A 14401-nucleotide genomic window follows, 5' to 3' on the forward strand; every position below is an offset into this window, starting at 1 on the left:
AGCCTCTATGAACACCTGAGGTAGCCGATGATGGAGAGAGGTGTCTCCCCCTCCCCAATGGGTTCCATACATGAAGCCGACCCAATGCCCTCACTATATGAACACCTCTATGGACGCCGTATGTGAGGCCCAGACCTCATGACACATTAAGCTTTCTATATGTAATAACATGAAGTCCTGCCTCAGGTTACCCATGAAGTAGGCGTGAAGCTGGGCCTTCAGAGCATTGAGGAGGAGAGGAGTCTCCCCAGCCTGGAGGTGGGCATCAAGTTTGCTTTAGGGAGAACTTAAAGGCGGCCTCGTGGCATCTTATCAGTGATTGTTCTCAGTCCTTTGCTTTTGGTGCTCAAAGTGACTGCCTTGGTACCGGGACAGGGGATTGGATGGCTAGTCCTTGCCCTCATACTTTGACCGCAGTCCTTCAACCTGTGTCCAGGCACCAGCTGCCCCCTCTGGGAAGCCGAATCTCACCCTCATGCTTCTGGCCGCCAAGAGCGCTTTGTGTGCCATTTGCCAGCAGACGGACGGCAATGTGTCGAATGCCTCCTGTCCACCAAGCTCTTTAGCAAGAAAGCGCTGCCCAGCCTGTTCGGCCTCATGGGCAGACTTCACACTATATGCCAGATGAAGGATCTCAGGGCCAACATTGCGCCATCCATCAGGATCATCGGGAAACTCGGGGAAGTCTGGGAGCAGGGTCCAGGTGTGTCCCATGGCTCCGTTAGTGCTCTCCCAGTTGTCCGCGTCATAGATGCGAGTTAGGCAAAGGCCCGCATAGCTCTCCAACTGAATGACGACCCGAAAGGCCAGGAAGGATGCTTGGTTCCTGCCTGTCTTGAAGTACTGATAGAGAGTGGTCCCAGCCTCCACTATGGCCGTCCCGATGCCTGCCCCAATGAGTGCGGGGAGTATCTCTTCCCAAGTCATACGGTCTGTTTCACCATAGGGCTACACGCGCCTGTTAGGGCGGGAGGGCCAGTTAATCTCTGCGATGGTCCCCAGATAGAAGTCCCCGCCACACGAAAGGCATTTGTACAAGTGCTGCTTGGAGGCCGTCTTACCGTGGAACTGGAGGAGTGACCGCTTGCCATTCTCAAAGCACACGGGGCAAAGCTTATGCGGAGGCTCCCCATTAGCGGCGTCTTCCTTAAGTTCATACGCAAAGGTCCCCTCGCCGTAGTCCCTGAGCTGATATCTTGCGGCAGTCGCTTTCCAGTCATCCACGGCGGCAACCTTGGCCTTTAACTCTGAGTTCTCCTGAATGAGTTCAAAGAGCTGGGTCTGGGCAGCCATGGCGGAGGATTGGGCACCCAAGATGATGTCTTGCATCTCGATGACCTTGGAGCGGATCACGGTGAGATCGTTGATCTCCTTAATGGTCTTCCCAATGTCCACGGCGGTCTTCAGGCCACCCGCCAAGCCAGTCAACAGCGCTAGGTCTACCAAAGGTTCTCTCCTTGTTTGGTACCTGAGGGTTCCATCGAGTCGGTCTAATAGTCAACGCACAAAGCGTGAACACACAGCAATCCACCGGATCTGCAAAATGGGTCACTCACGCGACATCTGTAATGAACGTGCCAGCGGTCGCACTTCCCCCCGTGCCCCCCAGGCGGAAATTGGCAGAGTGCCCGCTCACCGGAGGGACCTACTTGTGTTGGCTGGCCACCTCTTCCGCCTCACACCTAGCGTACTCCTCCGCCTCCTGGGCAAATGCAGTCGCCTTGCGGGCCACCTCTATGGCCTCATTCATGTAGTCCTGGAGGTCATCGACATACTCCTCCACTTCGTTCTGATACGAGGTAATCTCCCAATCGTCACACGTGTGGGTCCCTGAGTAGCCGAACCCCTGAAGGCAATACGGTACGTCTGGCTTTGAGATAGACGATGGGGCCGTGGGCATCGAGAGATAGACGGACGGCTCATAGCAGGCCCAGGAGGCCGATGCGGAGGAGAGGAGCAAGGAGGCAGCAATAGCAATGCGGATCATGAAGCACCTGGACGAGAATGTGTCTGAACACATTACTCATGGTGGTGCAGCCACGACGGGCAAACTTTGGGTATCCACAGTCTCACTAGACCTTGCCCTTGTGAGTCTGCCTCCGAGGTAGCCGAAACAGTCTCACACGAATGGGTATTGACTTTTGAGATGGCAAGTCTCATATTGTGCTTGTGTCATGTGAGACTTTAAGGAGATCACCCTATGAGCAGCCCCGTCTTGATTGGATACGCCCGCACCTCCACCACCGACCAGAAGGCAGGACTTGAAGCCCAGCTTCGAGACCTCCAGGCAGCGGGATGCACCAAGATCTTCAAAGAGGAGATCTCCTCAGTTGCGGACAAAAGGCCCGAACTGGACAAGGCCTTGGAGTGGGTACGTGAGGGGGACATCTTGGTGGTCACCAAGCTGGACCGCCTAGCCCGCTCAGTGGCAGACCTCGTGACTATCACCGGGAGGCTCAAAGAGAAGGGGGTGGAGCTTCGCATCCTCACCATGAACCTGGACACCTCCACTCCCACAGGAAAGCTCATGTTGAACCTCCTGGGGTCCATCGCTGAGTTCGAACGGGAGCTGATGCTAGAGCGTCAACGGGAAGGCATCGCCAAGGCCAAGGCGGAGGGTCGATACACTGGCAGGCAGCCAACAGCCCAGAGGAAAGCCCATGAGGTCTTGAAACTGAAGGCAGAGGGGAAGAACGTCCCCCAGATCGTGGAGGCTTTGGGCATCAGCCGTGCTAGTGTCTTCAGGATACTCAAAGAGGCGGCCTGAGGCGCACGATGACACCCAGAGACTACCTAAAGGAAATCCTCCTGCCCACTCTGGAGGACTATGAGGAGGACTTCAGGTCCAGGCGCAAGGGATACCTAGCCTGTATCGTCATGTGCCACTTGTCGGACTACCTGGAGAAGGCAGGAGCCTCCAAGGTCCAAGACACGATGAGGAGCCTATGCACGGCAGCATGGAATGTGGTCCATGCGGTGGCCATCGGCGCAAAGCATATGGACAACCTCAAGAACCCGAACCCCATCAAGTTCACCGCTGGCAGTGATGTCTTCAGGCCACCGGCAAGGGCTGGGGTCATGGTCTGTGGATGGTCCCGACTCGGGGACGCCGATGGTGGGATGGAGATCTACTCGGGAGAAGACAACCTCATGGCTGAGGTCCTTCCATCCCTGCACACAGTGCTTCACCAATACCGGATACAGTTCGGAGATGCTTACCTATCTTGAGGCGGCCCACTTAGCCGATTGCCCTCTGGAGCATCATCAGTAGTGGAGCCGAACGATACTCACCCGTGGAGGTCTTCACCTCAATCCAACATGGCCACCCATTGCCGTTATCGGAGCTTACACTCAGATAGTCCCCAATCGAGAAGGTGAAAAGGCCGACCGAGACAAAGCGGGTCAAGATCAGGTCAAGCGACACCTCATCAATGCCGAAAGCATCAGGCGTCAGTTCCATGGCGTCCCCTCGTCTAACACGGAGGTCCTCTTCAAACAGCTTTCGCAGCACTTGAAGATCTTCAGCCTCAAGTGAGCGGATCACGTCTGTGAGGCGGCGATTTATCGAGACATCTGACTTCGTAGGATTAAGAGCATTGGCCACATACTTTGCCCAAACGTTTTGGAACTCATCCTCATCCTCCAGTGACATCGCCTCCAGTAGGGGAAGCGCTTGGCGGTTCGGAATGCGCTGAAGGTTCTCGGTCATCCCAGCGGCTTCAAGTTCCTTCTGGATTTTCTTGAAGCAGTTGATCCGGTTGAGGATGTATATGGTCTGAGCTTTGTCGCCTACCGTCGCGGCAATGTGTCCAATAGCCTCGCTGAAAACGCCCGTGAGGTAGCCTCCTGCTTTGTCAGCTTTATCGAGGGCCGACTGTCCCAGCTTGGCCACTTCCTGAACCGCCTTGGCCTGTTCGTCCGTTATCACGCTCGCCTCCCGCTCCACCTTCACCAAGCACATATCGCGGGAAGATCTTCATGGCGTCAACCTTCGTTTGCAGTGAGACGGAGCCGTATGCCCTGCCCACGGTCACCGGAGCATGACCACAGATTGCGTCCAGCACCTTCTCTTGGATGTCCGCCTCAAAGCCACGGGTTTTAAAGGTGTGCCTCCAGCCATGATTAGGGGCCACATTGGGGTCCGTCACTATCTTCCGAGCGAACTCCGCTAGGCGGTTCTTCTTGCTCCTCCAGACACCTCTAGCCGTTGCTCCTGGCTTGATGTCCATGAACAAAAAGCCGTCCCTGGTCGCATCCACAAACTTCCCAAAGCCCATCTCTAGAAGATGAGGGTGGAGCGGGATCTCCCTCGCCTCCTTCCCCTTCACAGTGCCCGCCTCAGGGGTGATCGTCATGACCCAAGAGTTGGTCCCGTGGTCATACCTGATGTCTTCTTTGCGAAGCTGGACAAGTTCCCCGACACGTGCCCCAGAGTAGGCGCATAGCCAAGGGACCCACCGGCAAGCCAACTGAGTGCGGTTCGGCCTGGAGACAACACTAAGAACTTCATTGGCAGACTTCAGGAGTGCCGTGGCCTCTTCTATCGTGAAGTCCCGCTCCCTAAGCTTGATCTGCCTAGCCGCCTTGACCGTGACACCCTTGGCAGGATTGGCGGAGATCTTCAAGTTAGCCACGGCCCAGTCAAAGACACTACGCATCCCTGAGAGATCAATCCCCCTAAAGGTCTTGGGGGTGATGGGCCTACCTGTCCTTGCATCTGGGGTAGCTAAGCGGTGGTCCTTGTATTTCACTATGTCCTCTGGGGTCACCCTGGAGGCGTCATCATGCCCGAGGAAAAGGGACAGCCTCCTAAAGGTGGCCTGATAACCCTCATAGGTGCTTAGGGTCAGTCCCGAGGCTTTAGCCTCCTTCCACCATCCCTCCACGAGCCCAGTGAGGGACACCTCAGCGGATGGGCCTTTATGCCGTGGCGCTTCGTCTTGCTGGGGTCTCTCCCATTTAGGGAACCGAGAGGCCACCGGATCGGGGCTGTAGTCACCACCCGCCCTCTTGGCCCCCGCCTCAAGACCCTCCACAAGAGCCCTATAGAACATGGGCACTACTAGCGTTTTGGTCTCCTCAGAGACGAGCGGGAAGCCATCCTTCAGGAGCAGCCCGTCCACAATGCGGCTTAGTCCCTCCAGGTCTCTCTTGGCTTCATCAGTTCCTTGGCGGTCTCTAAAGGCGGCGGCGGCTTCACGGGTTAGCTCTTCGTCCTCCGCCTCGTCCAGCCGATAGGACACTTTCCAGTTCCCACGCTCGCCCTCTAGGACCATCGTCCTGACCTTATCGGGTCCAGCCGCCCAGCCCTCATAGAGCTTGCCCGCAAGTGCCGTAGCTTGGCGATGGGTGAGCGTCAGGGGCCGACTGTTGCGGACCTCCTCAAAGCGGTCCTCAAAGTAGCTCAGTGCAGCCGCTTGGCGCTTCTTGATCTCTGAGGGATGGGAGGTGCGGAGGGAGAAGCGTATCGAACGCATCCCAGGCTTTAGGGCCACCAATATGTCATCGCGGCGGTCTTCAGACAGAGGCACGACGAATTTCAAGCCATCCATCCGGCCCACGAGGTCGGACGGGATACGCTTCTCAAAGTACGCCTTGGAGGAGCCGCTTCGCTTCATGGGACTAGCCAGCCTAATGCGCAATGTCACACACCTTTGTCACACAGTAGGTGATGCGCAATTTCTTGAAAAGGCTTAAGTATCTGTCCTGACTTATATCGGGAAGATAGTGGTGCCCGGAGGCGGATTTGAACCACCGACACGCGGATTTTCAATCCGCTGCTCTACCAACTGAGCTATCCGGGCATCTCGGCTTTTTTTGGAAGCCTGCCGGTCTTTATTTCAAGACCGCCGGGGTATTTCCCCGGGAGCGAGCGGGGTTATAACATCTTGTTCGGCCATGTCCAGCGCCTTCGGCCACTTTTTTGAAGAAGATGTGAAAATCGCAGAAAGGTGAGCAGGAACAAGGGGATCGCAGAGGATGGGCGACCGGCTTTCCGGGCGCTAGAGCCGTCAGTCGCGGTAGTCGTCGTCGGCCTTGGCTTCGTCGTCGACCACAGGAATGGCATAGGAGCCCTTCAGCCAGCGCGACAGATCGAGATTGCGGCAGCGGTCCGAGCAGAAGGGATAGTTCTCACGCGTCGAGGGGCGACGGCATTCGGGGCAAGGCAGTGCCTTGCGCAGCGGCTCGACCTTGGCGGTCCGCTGTTCATCTCCTTCCGCCATGGTCAGCCCTCCGTCCAGCCCGTATGCACGTCATAGCCCTCGCCCGAGAGCATCTGCAGCGTCTCGAAGAGCGGCAGGCCGACGACATTGGTGTAGGAACCGACGATCTTCTGGACGAAGCTGCCGGCGATGCCCTGGATGGCATACGCACCGGCCTTGCCACGCCATTCACCTGACGCGAGGTAGCATTCTATGTCGTAGCCGGAGAGCCGCTTGAAGCGGACCTTGGTCTCGACGATCTTCTGGCGCAGCTTGCCATCAGGGCCGATCAGGCAAACGCCGGTAAAGACCCAATGGCTGCGGCCGGACAACAGATGCAGCGCCGAAGAGGCCTCCTGCATGAGTTCCGCCTTGGGCAGAATGCGGCGTCCCACGGCGACCACCGTGTCGGCGGCGAGAATGTAGCTGTTGCCCCAGGTCAAGTCCTTGCGCACCTGCTGGAAGGCCGCCTTCGCCTTGTCAGCCGAGAGCCGGCGGGCGAGCGAGCGCGGATGCTCGGACTTGCTCGGCGTCTCATCGAGATCCATCGGCATCAGGCGCGCAGGATCGATGCCAGCCTGTTTCAGGAGGTCCACACGGCGCGGCGACCCGGAGGCCAAAATCAGCTTCTGTCTCAGTTCCATGCGAACGCGCTCCCTGATCTCAGGTCTTGGACCAAGATTACTTGAAGCGGTAGGTGATGCGGCCCTTGGTCAGGTCGTAAGGGGTCATCTCGACGAGGACCTTGTCGCCTGCGAGAACGCGGATGCGGTTCTTGCGCATGCGGCCGGCGGTGTGGGCGATGATTTCGTGTTCGTTTTCGAGCTTCACGCGGAAGGTGGCGTTGGGCAGCAGTTCGGTGACGACGCCGGGGAATTCGAGGACTTCTTCTTTTGCCATAGAGCGGTTGTCTTTCCTGGGGTTTGAAAGCGGGGCGCGCGAAGGGCCCCGAAAATGTGGGCGGAAACTACACAATCGCCCGGCATTTGTGAACCTTGTAGATTCGGCTTTTGGAATTTGTTTCAAGAGGGGCAAAACCGCCGCTAATCCGGGGCGAGAACCAGCCTGTCACGGATCAGCTTCGTCAGGCGATCCCGCACGTCGCGATAGGCGGAAAGCCGCTGTTCGCGGCTGCCGGTCTCGACCGTCGGATCCGGCATAGGCCAATATTCCACCTCGACCGCGGACGACCGTGTCAATTCGAGTGCTGCGTGATGGGCTTCGGGCGTCAGGGTAATCACGAGATCGAAGTAGTCGTCTTCCATATCCTCAAGCGTCTGGGGCTGGCGCCGGCCGAGCGACAGGCCGATCTCGTCGAGCACGACGTCCACGAAGGGATCGCGCTCGCCCTTCTTGACGCCGGCAGAGGCAATCCAGGTGCCGGACGGCAGGGCCTGTCTTGCAATTGCCTCGGCCATGGGGCTGCGGATGACGTTCTGGCCGCACATGAAGAGGATCGCGCCGGGCCGCGACGGACGGCGGCTGTCGTCTGCGCCCTCGCTCATCGATCCTAGCCCCGCCAATAGAGAACGCAGACCAGCGTGAAGAGGCGGCGTGCCGTGTCGAAGTCGATCTTGATCTTGCCAGAGAGCCTGTCCATCAGCGTCTGGGAGCCGTCGTTGTGGATCCCGCGGCGGCCCATGTCGATCGCTTCGATCTGCGACGGGGTCGAGGAGCGGATCGCCTCGTAATAGCTTTCGCAGATCATGAAGTAGTCCTTGATGATGCGCTGCAAGGGCGTCAGCGACAGGATGTGTACGGCGACATCCTCGCCGGCTTCCGTCTTGATCGAGAAGACGAGCTTGCGATCCATCAGTGACAGAAAGAGGTGGTAGGGTCCCCCGGGATGGCCGGCCGGCTCGAAGGTGTTTTCCTCGATCAGATCGAAGATGGCGACCGCCCGCTCATGCTCGACATCAGGTGTCGAGCGCCCGATGGTCTCGTCCAGCACGACATCTGAGAGCCGGAAGTCGCCCGCTGCCATCCCCTAGTCTCCGAGGTTCAGGCGAATGGCGACGGAACGGGCATGGGCTTCAAGCCCTTCCGATCTCGCAAGCGCAATTGCCGCTGGCGCCAGCTTGCGCAACTGCTCCGGCCCGAGCCGCAGGATCGAGGTGCGCTTGACATAGTCCAGCACCCCCAGCCCCGATGAGAAGCGGGCTGAGCGCGCCGTCGGCAGGACATGGTTCGAACCGCCGACATAATCGCCGATCACTTCCGGCGTGTGGCGACCGACGAAGATTGCGCCGGCATTTCGGATGCCTTCGATCATGGGTTCCGGATCATCCACGGCGAGTTCCAGATGTTCGGCGGCGATGCGGTTGGCTAGAGGTATCGAATCCTCAAGCTTCTCCACCATGATGATCGCGCCGAAATCGCGCCAGCTGGCCGATGCCGTCTCGGCACGCGGCAGGGATTTCAGCTGCCGTTCAACAGCCGCCTCTACCGCCTCACCGAGTGCCCGGTCATCGGTGATGACAATCGACTGGGCGCCGGGGTCGTGTTCGGCCTGGGCGAGCAGATCCGCTGCCAGCCAATCCGGGTCGTTGTCCTTGTCGGCAATGATCAGGACTTCAGAGGGACCTGCGATCATGTCGATGCCAACGGTGCCGAAGACCTGGCGCTTGGCCGCCGCGACATAGGCATTGCCTGGGCCGACGATCTTGGCGACAGGGGCGATGGTCTCTGTGCCATAGGCAAGGGCTGCCACGGCCTGAGCGCCGCCGATGCGATAGATCTCGGTGACGCCGGCAATGCTGGCTGCAGCCAGCACCGTCGGGTTGATGGCACCGCCGGTGGCCGGCACAACCATAACGACGCGCGGAACGCCTGCCACCTTGGCCGGCAGCGCATTCATCAGCACCGAGCTCGGATAGCTTGCCGTGCCGCCCGGCACATAAAGGCCAACGGCATCGATCGCCGTCCAGCGCGAACCGAGGCCAACGCCGATTGCATCCTCGTAGATGTCGTCCTTCGGCATCTGGCGGGCGTGATGGCGCTCGATGCGTTCGGCGGCGAGCTTCAGGGCATCAATCAGCTCAGGCGCCGTAGAGGCGAGTGCTGCTGCGATCTCTTCATCCGTCACCCGCATGGAAACGGTCGAAAAATCCACGCCGTCGAAGCGTTTGGAATAGTCGGCGAGTGCCGCGTCGCCACGGCTGCGCACGTCGTCGATGATCTTGCGCACGACATCGTTCACGTCGTCGGAGACTTCACGCTTGGTCGTCAGGAAGGCCGCAAAACGCGCCTCGAAATCTCCCGATGCCTGATCCAGCCAGATTGCCACGCCCCGTATTCCCTCTCAAGCATTCTCAATTCGATCACGCCGCGACGATTGCGCGCCGCTCGGCCTCATCAGCCAGGCCAGTCCGCCAGCCTTGTCAGCCAGCCTCGTGTTCCGGCCGTGTCGTCGTTTCCCAGGCACCGCCGGTATCTGCCAACTGGGCCTCGATGCATTCCACTTCAAGCGCGATTGTGCCGCCACCGGCAAGCAGCAGTTCGACCACACCATCAGGCCCCTCGCCTTTCGGCAGGTAACGGATCGCAAGCAGGCTCATCACTTCGTCGGCCTTGCTGCGATCAAAACCGATCGAGCGAACCGCCTCGACGCGCTTGAAGCTCAAAGCCGCACGACGGCGCTCGAAGCTCTTCGACGCCCGTGCTGCCTTTTCCCAGACGAAGCGATTGGCCGCGAGCGAAAAAAGACCGGAGCGAGCCGAGAAGCTCAGATCGCCGACCTTAAACACGGCGTCCTGCATATGGGCCGAGATGATCGAGAGATCATCGGCATCGAGCGCCAGCAGCTTCAAGTCCGTCATGTCACCTCACAGTATCGCCTTTCGGCGGTGCCCGTCGAATTTCATGTTTTCGACATAGGTTGCGGCTTGTCCAGTGGCAACGGGGCAAAAAGACTTTTCGCCTCATCGGAACACTACGTTCTCGCCGCCTGCCGGCGATCAGTCGCTGATGCGCTCGACAATGGCGCCGCAGCGGGTGAGTTTTTCTTCCAGACGCTCAAAGCCACGGTCGAGATGGTAGACGCGGCTGACCATGGTTTCACCTTCGGCGGCAAGGCCGGCGATGACGAGAGAAACCGAAGCGCGCAGGTCGGTCGCCATGACCGGGGCTCCGCGCAGGCGGGTGACACCTTCGATGCGAGCCGTCTGACCGGAGAGCGTGATCTTGGCGCCGAGGCGGGCCAGTTCCTGCACATGCATGAAACGGTTTTCGAAGATCGTTTCGGTGACATGCGAAACACCATGCGCACGGGTCATCAGACCCATGAACTGCGCCTGCAGGTCGGTCGGGAAGCCCGGGAAAGGTTCGGTCACGATATCGACGGGGCGGATCGCATCGCCATGGCCGATGACCCGGATGCCGCCATCGACGGCCGAGACTTCGGCGCCGGCGCGACGGATTGCCTCAATGGCGGTGTCGAGGAGCGTGATGTCGGTGCCCGACAGCGTTACGTCACCGCCGGTCATGGCGACGGCCATCGCATAGGTGCCGGTCTCGATGCGGTCGGGCAGAACGCGGTGACGCGCGCCGGAGAGGCTGGTGACGCCCTCGATCGTGATGGTGGAGGTGCCGGCACCTGAAATCTTCGCGCCCATGGCGTTCAGGCAGTTGGCGAGGTCAACGACCTCAGGCTCGCGGGCGGCGTTGCCGATCACGGTCGTGCCGCGGGCAAGCGAAGCTGCCATCAGCATGACATGGGTCGCGCCGACCGAGACCTTCGGGAAGGTGTAGCGGGCGCCGATCAGGCCGCCCTTCGGTGCCTTGGCATTGATGTAGCCGCCGTCGATTTCCATCTCGGCGCCGAGTGCCGTCAGGCCCTCGATGAAGAGATCGACCGGACGCGTGCCGATGGCGCAGCCGCCCGGCAGCGACACACGCGCCTGGCCTTCGCGGGCAAGCAGTGGGCCGATAACCCAGAAGCTGGCACGCATCTTCGAGACCAGCTCGTAAGGTGCGGTGGTATCGGCCACGGTGCGGCAGGTGAAATGCACGGTGCGCGAATAGGAACCGTCCTGGTGCTCGCGGCGGCCGTTGACGGCGATGTCGACGCCATGGTTGCCGAGAATGCGGATCAGGCCTTCGACGTCTGCCAGATGCGGCACGTTTTCGAGCGTCAGCGTATCGGACGTCAAAAGCGAGGCGATCATCAGGGGAAGCGCTGCGTTCTTGGCGCCCGAGATCGGGATGATCCCGTTCAACGCATTGCCACCAACAATCCTGATGCGATCCATGAGAGCCTGCGATACGGGCGAGAAATGCCCGCCTTTCCTTGAGAACGTGTGAGGGGAAGCCAATCCGGCGAGGCTGGCTCTTTAGACGAAAAGTACAGACGGTTCAATTGACGCCATAACGCTCGGTTAATCACCGGGTTTGGACGAATTTGCGGCAGACAAGGCGACAATCGTTTCGTCTGAAGCCTCGTCCCCCGCCTGCTCAGGCGGTCGGGGCGCGCTGTTTGCCGCCGGCAGCCCCACGCCGTCTTCAGCCTCGCCTGCACGTCGCGCGCGCGACTGCTGCTTGCGCCGGGCGAGATTCTCTCGCAGCTTCGCCGCCGCGCGTTCGCGCCGCTGCTGCTCGGCATCGGAGCGCGCACGTTTTCCACGATCAGCAAGCAGGGTCACTTCGCCCGCCGCCAGATCCGCCTCGCCCTTGTTTTCCGGGTTCTTCGTCATGGCGCCGTGATAGCCGAAAGCGGAAAAAGCGGAAAGCCCCCTTCTCCCCGCGAGACAAAACTTGACCCGCCGAACGCTTTACGGCTTGCGCTCCCCGAAACTCTGTGGCAATAGGCGCCTCGTTCCGGGCCGAGCACATGCGTCGCCCGCCAGATGCTGCTATAGCTCAGGGGTAGAGCACTCCCTTGGTAAGGGAGAGGCCGAGAGTTCAAATCTCTCTAGCAGCACCATCAATCCCATTGATAACGCTTAGTTACCAAAAGCCTTCTTCCTATCCTCAGGCTTTCCTGCTGCTACAGCCGAAGCCTGACATGCCTTATGCATTGCTGCAGCCGATTTAACGCATGGTGAGCGTCACGCGCCGGTGCCGTGACCAATTGGGGACGCAGGGCATTCTGATTGGGCGGCACCAAGCAGCGAAGGGCGTCCCGCTGGAGACCCGCTCTTCCCCGGTGTCTTGCATCCATCTTCTCGAACATGCCGCACTTACACCGATGGCAGCCTGGGCCGACATCGGTGTGTGGAGCCTGAGCCCTCGTGGGTGCATGAAGCCGGCAGTCGGCGTGCGAATCGGCGCGAGCTCGTCAGCTCCCGCACACCCCCTCCGCGCTGCACGGAACGCCCAGAGAGAGCCGGTCCACCCGTCGCTTCAGGCCGCGGCAGCGGCTCCACTGACCATGTTGCGCTCGCGGTAGCGGATCAACTCTTCGATCGAGATGAGGGGCAATCCGTGCAGCTTGCAGAACTCGATCAGGTCGGGGAGCCTGGCCATGGTGCCGTCGTCATTGGCCACTTCGCAGATGACGCCGGATGGCCTCTTGCCGATGAGGCGTGCGAGGTCGACTGCAGCTTCGGTGTGGCCCGGACGTCCCAGAACGCCGTCCGGATGGGCACGCAGCGGAAAGATGTGGCCGGGTCGGGCAAAGTCTTCCGGGGCGGATGCCTCATCCATCAAGGCCTGGACGGTCGCGGCCCGATCTGGCGCGGAGATCCCGGTCGTTGTTCCCTTGATGTAATCAACCGACACCGTGAAGGCCGTCTTCAGGTATTCCGTGTTGTGCGGGACCATCAGCGGGATGCCCAGGGCATCGAGCCGTTCTCCTTCCATCGCGATGCAGACCAGCCCGCGGGCATGCTTCATCATGAATGCGATAGTCTCGGGCGTCACGTGATCGGAAGCGACGATGATGTCGCCCTCGTTCTCGCGATCCTCGTCGTCGACGACGACGACCATGCCGCCATGCGCCAGTGTTTCCAATGCGTCTTCAATTGTCGAAAGTGTCATTCCATTGCCTTTCAAGGGTCACCGCGTCAGCGGCCAAACCGCGACCTTGCGGCCGCCATCCATCCCTTGGGCGAACACAGCACGCACGTCTCCCGGTGAGGGGAGCCGCCATGCCGATGCTCTCTTTCATCCGGACTGTGACCGTCGGCTCCGGCATCGCACCGGATCTGCTGCCTTTCACCGAAGTGAAAGCGCTCGCGGGCTCCCGGCAAAGCCGGATACCGCCGGTGGGGAATTTCGCCCCGCCCTGAGAACCCGTGTAAGGTAGGAGAGAAGATACCGGCTTTTCAAGTGGAAACTGAGCAATTGCAGCAAATTCCGGGTTTATGTCGCAAGCGCTTCAGCCAAGGTCGCGAAACAAAAAAGCACGGTGCGGAGAGCACCGTGCAGGCTTGGGAGTCTTAAAACGACGACGAGTGGTCACCAGCAGCAGAAGCCGCCATCCACGAGAAGGTCGACACCGGTAACGAAGCTGGCGGCGCCGGACAAAAGGAAAACGGCAGGGCCAACCATTTCATCGACATCTGCCATGCGCTGCATCGGGGTCTGCTCTTCGAAGAGCTTGGTCTGATGCACCATTTCCGGTCGGGTGTTCATAGGCGTTGCCGTATAGCCGGGGCTGATCGTATTGACGCGGATGCCGCGCCCTACCCACTCCATCGCCATCGACTTCGTCATGTGGATGACGCCTGCCTTGGAGGCGTTATAGTGGCACTGGTTGAGGCCGCGATTGACGATCACGCCGGACATGGAGGCGATGTTCACGATCGAGCCACGGCCATTCTTCAGCATGGCGCGGGCTTCAGCCTGGCAGGAGAGAAAGACGCCCTTCAGATTGATGTCCATCATCGTCTGAAACTGCGATTCATCCATCTCCTCGGCCGGGTTCGCATTGGCGATGCCGGCTGCGTTGACGGCGAGGGTCAATGGCCCAAGCGCAGCCTCGGTGCGCGCCACGGCTTCGTTGAGGGCGGCAGCCTGAGTGACATCCGCTGCGATCTCGACGCTGCGGCGACCGGCTGCCTGAACATGGCGCGCGGTGGTCGCCAGACCGTCATCCGTGCGGCGATCCAGCAGCGCAACATCCGCACCGCATTGCGCCAGCCCGATGGCAATCCGTTGGCCTATGCCGCTGCCGGCACCCGTCACCAGCGCAACATTGCCCGAAAGATCGAAGAGCCTTGGGGCGTTCAAAGTCATGTCCGACATGAATAGTTCTCCTG

The 14401-nt window shown here is 60.0% G+C and carries 16 protein-coding genes, 2 tRNA genes and 1 riboswitch; of the genes, 3 read left to right on the forward strand and 15 right to left on the reverse strand.

Going from position 1 to position 14401, the window contains the following annotated elements; translation table 11 throughout:
* Positions 1-948: 948 nt before the first annotated feature.
* Positions 949-1446: a hypothetical protein gene (locus J2045_RS04575; RefSeq protein ID WP_307369882.1), complete on the reverse strand. Its 498-nt coding sequence runs from the start codon at positions 1444-1446 to the stop codon at positions 949-951.
* Positions 1447-2200: 754 nt separating this feature from the next.
* Between J2045_RS04575 and J2045_RS04580 the strand changes: the two genes are divergently transcribed.
* Both J2045_RS04580 and J2045_RS04585 read left to right on the forward strand, forming a co-directional pair.
* Positions 2201-2767 (forward strand): recombinase family protein, encoded by a 567-nt coding sequence (locus J2045_RS04580; RefSeq protein WP_307369884.1) that lies wholly within the window; start codon positions 2201-2203, stop codon positions 2765-2767.
* Positions 2768-2775: 8 nt separating this feature from the next.
* The gene (locus J2045_RS04585) at positions 2776-3228 is read left to right on the forward strand and encodes a hypothetical protein (RefSeq protein WP_307369886.1); all 453 of its coding nucleotides are present in this window, start codon (positions 2776-2778) and stop codon (positions 3226-3228) included.
* A gap of 10 nt (positions 3229-3238) precedes the next feature.
* Here the strand turns inward: J2045_RS04585 and J2045_RS04590 are convergent, their stop codons facing one another.
* The 12 genes from J2045_RS04590 to J2045_RS04645 all read right to left on the reverse strand — a co-directional run bounded on the left by J2045_RS04590 (position 3239) and on the right by J2045_RS04645 (position 11893).
* Positions 3239-3928 (reverse strand): Abi-alpha family protein, encoded by a 690-nt coding sequence (locus J2045_RS04590; RefSeq protein WP_307369888.1) that lies wholly within the window; start codon positions 3926-3928, stop codon positions 3239-3241.
* A complete protein-coding gene (locus tag J2045_RS04595; protein WP_307369890.1) occupies positions 3861-5618 on the reverse strand; it encodes a tyrosine-type recombinase/integrase in 1758 nt (585 codons plus the stop codon). Before J2045_RS04595 ends, J2045_RS04590 begins: the two co-directional genes overlap by 68 nt.
* Positions 5619-5728: 110 nt before the next feature.
* A tRNA-Phe gene (locus tag J2045_RS04600) sits at positions 5729-5804 on the reverse strand.
* A 207-nt stretch (positions 5805-6011) separates the two neighbouring features.
* Positions 6012-6224, reverse strand: coding sequence for a DNA gyrase inhibitor YacG (gene yacG, locus J2045_RS04605; protein ID WP_166601805.1), 213 nt, complete (start codon positions 6222-6224; stop codon positions 6012-6014).
* Between the two features lie 2 nt (positions 6225-6226).
* Positions 6227-6847 (reverse strand): Maf-like protein, encoded by a 621-nt coding sequence (locus J2045_RS04610; protein WP_307369892.1) that lies wholly within the window; start codon positions 6845-6847, stop codon positions 6227-6229.
* Between the two features lie 37 nt (positions 6848-6884).
* Entirely contained in the window at positions 6885-7103 is a 219-nt protein-coding gene (gene infA, locus J2045_RS04615) for a translation initiation factor IF-1 (protein ID WP_004435948.1), read from the reverse strand.
* 143 nt (positions 7104-7246) lie between these two features.
* Positions 7247-7708, reverse strand: a complete 462-nt coding sequence (locus J2045_RS04620; protein WP_307369894.1) for an arsenate-mycothiol transferase ArsC — start codon at positions 7706-7708, stop codon at positions 7247-7249.
* 5 nt (positions 7709-7713) lie between these two features.
* The gene (locus J2045_RS04625; protein WP_102019030.1) at positions 7714-8187 is read right to left on the reverse strand and encodes a UPF0262 family protein; all 474 of its coding nucleotides are present in this window, start codon (positions 8185-8187) and stop codon (positions 7714-7716) included.
* Between the two features lie 3 nt (positions 8188-8190).
* A complete protein-coding gene (gene hisD, locus J2045_RS04630; protein WP_307369898.1) occupies positions 8191-9489 on the reverse strand; it encodes a histidinol dehydrogenase in 1299 nt (432 codons plus the stop codon).
* A 94-nt stretch (positions 9490-9583) separates the two neighbouring features.
* Complete coding sequence (locus J2045_RS04635; RefSeq protein ID WP_307369900.1) at positions 9584-10021, reverse strand: DUF2948 family protein; 438 nt, start codon at positions 10019-10021, stop codon at positions 9584-9586.
* Between the two features lie 138 nt (positions 10022-10159).
* Positions 10160-11452: a UDP-N-acetylglucosamine 1-carboxyvinyltransferase gene (gene murA, locus J2045_RS04640; RefSeq protein ID WP_307369902.1), complete on the reverse strand. Its 1293-nt coding sequence runs from the start codon at positions 11450-11452 to the stop codon at positions 10160-10162.
* Between the two features lie 126 nt (positions 11453-11578).
* Complete coding sequence (locus J2045_RS04645) at positions 11579-11893, reverse strand: hypothetical protein (RefSeq protein WP_307369904.1); 315 nt, start codon at positions 11891-11893, stop codon at positions 11579-11581.
* Between the two features lie 155 nt (positions 11894-12048).
* On the opposite strand from J2045_RS04645, the gene J2045_RS04650 reads away from it, so the two are divergent.
* Positions 12049-12123: transfer RNA gene (locus J2045_RS04650), tRNA-Thr, on the forward strand.
* A gap of 419 nt (positions 12124-12542) precedes the next feature.
* On the opposite strand, the gene ribB is transcribed toward J2045_RS04650, so the two are convergent.
* Both ribB and J2045_RS04660 read right to left on the reverse strand, forming a co-directional pair.
* Positions 12543-13178 carry a 3,4-dihydroxy-2-butanone-4-phosphate synthase gene (gene ribB / locus J2045_RS04655; protein ID WP_307369906.1) on the reverse strand — a complete coding sequence of 212 codons (636 nt, stop codon included), beginning with the start codon at positions 13176-13178 and terminating at the stop codon, positions 12543-12545.
* 114 nt (positions 13179-13292) lie between these two features.
* Positions 13293-13437: riboswitch (FMN riboswitch) on the reverse strand.
* 161 nt (positions 13438-13598) lie between these two features.
* Positions 13599-14387: an SDR family oxidoreductase gene (locus J2045_RS04660; protein WP_166601791.1), complete on the reverse strand. Its 789-nt coding sequence runs from the start codon at positions 14385-14387 to the stop codon at positions 13599-13601.
* Between the last annotated feature and the right edge of the window lie 14 nt (positions 14388-14401).

Origin of the sequence: Peteryoungia aggregata LMG 23059, from assembly GCF_030814435.1 — a bacterium.
Lineage (GTDB): Bacteria > Pseudomonadota > Alphaproteobacteria > Rhizobiales > Rhizobiaceae > Allorhizobium > Allorhizobium aggregatum.

Coding starts and splice junctions, on each gene's coding strand:
- ribB (WP_307369906.1), bottom strand. CDS start 13,178: ATGACACTTTCGACAATTGAAGACGCATTGGAAACACTGGCGCATGGC.
- infA (WP_004435948.1), bottom strand. CDS start 7,103: ATGGCAAAAGAAGAAGTCCTCGAATTCCCCGGCGTCGTCACCGAACTG.
- J2045_RS04610 (WP_307369892.1), bottom strand. CDS start 6,847: ATGGAACTGAGACAGAAGCTGATTTTGGCCTCCGGGTCGCCGCGCCGT.
- J2045_RS04585 (WP_307369886.1), top strand. CDS start 2,776: ATGACACCCAGAGACTACCTAAAGGAAATCCTCCTGCCCACTCTGGAG.
- J2045_RS04625 (WP_102019030.1), bottom strand. CDS start 8,187: ATGGCAGCGGGCGACTTCCGGCTCTCAGATGTCGTGCTGGACGAGACC.
- murA (WP_307369902.1), bottom strand. CDS start 11,452: ATGGATCGCATCAGGATTGTTGGTGGCAATGCGTTGAACGGGATCATC.
- J2045_RS04580 (WP_307369884.1), top strand. CDS start 2,201: ATGAGCAGCCCCGTCTTGATTGGATACGCCCGCACCTCCACCACCGAC.
- J2045_RS04595 (WP_307369890.1), bottom strand. CDS start 5,618: ATGAAGCGAAGCGGCTCCTCCAAGGCGTACTTTGAGAAGCGTATCCCG.
- J2045_RS04635 (WP_307369900.1), bottom strand. CDS start 10,021: ATGACGGACTTGAAGCTGCTGGCGCTCGATGCCGATGATCTCTCGATC.
- yacG (WP_166601805.1), bottom strand. CDS start 6,224: ATGGCGGAAGGAGATGAACAGCGGACCGCCAAGGTCGAGCCGCTGCGC.
- J2045_RS04620 (WP_307369894.1), bottom strand. CDS start 7,708: ATGAGCGAGGGCGCAGACGACAGCCGCCGTCCGTCGCGGCCCGGCGCG.
- J2045_RS04645 (WP_307369904.1), bottom strand. CDS start 11,893: ATGACGAAGAACCCGGAAAACAAGGGCGAGGCGGATCTGGCGGCGGGC.
- J2045_RS04660 (WP_166601791.1), bottom strand. CDS start 14,387: ATGTCGGACATGACTTTGAACGCCCCAAGGCTCTTCGATCTTTCGGGC.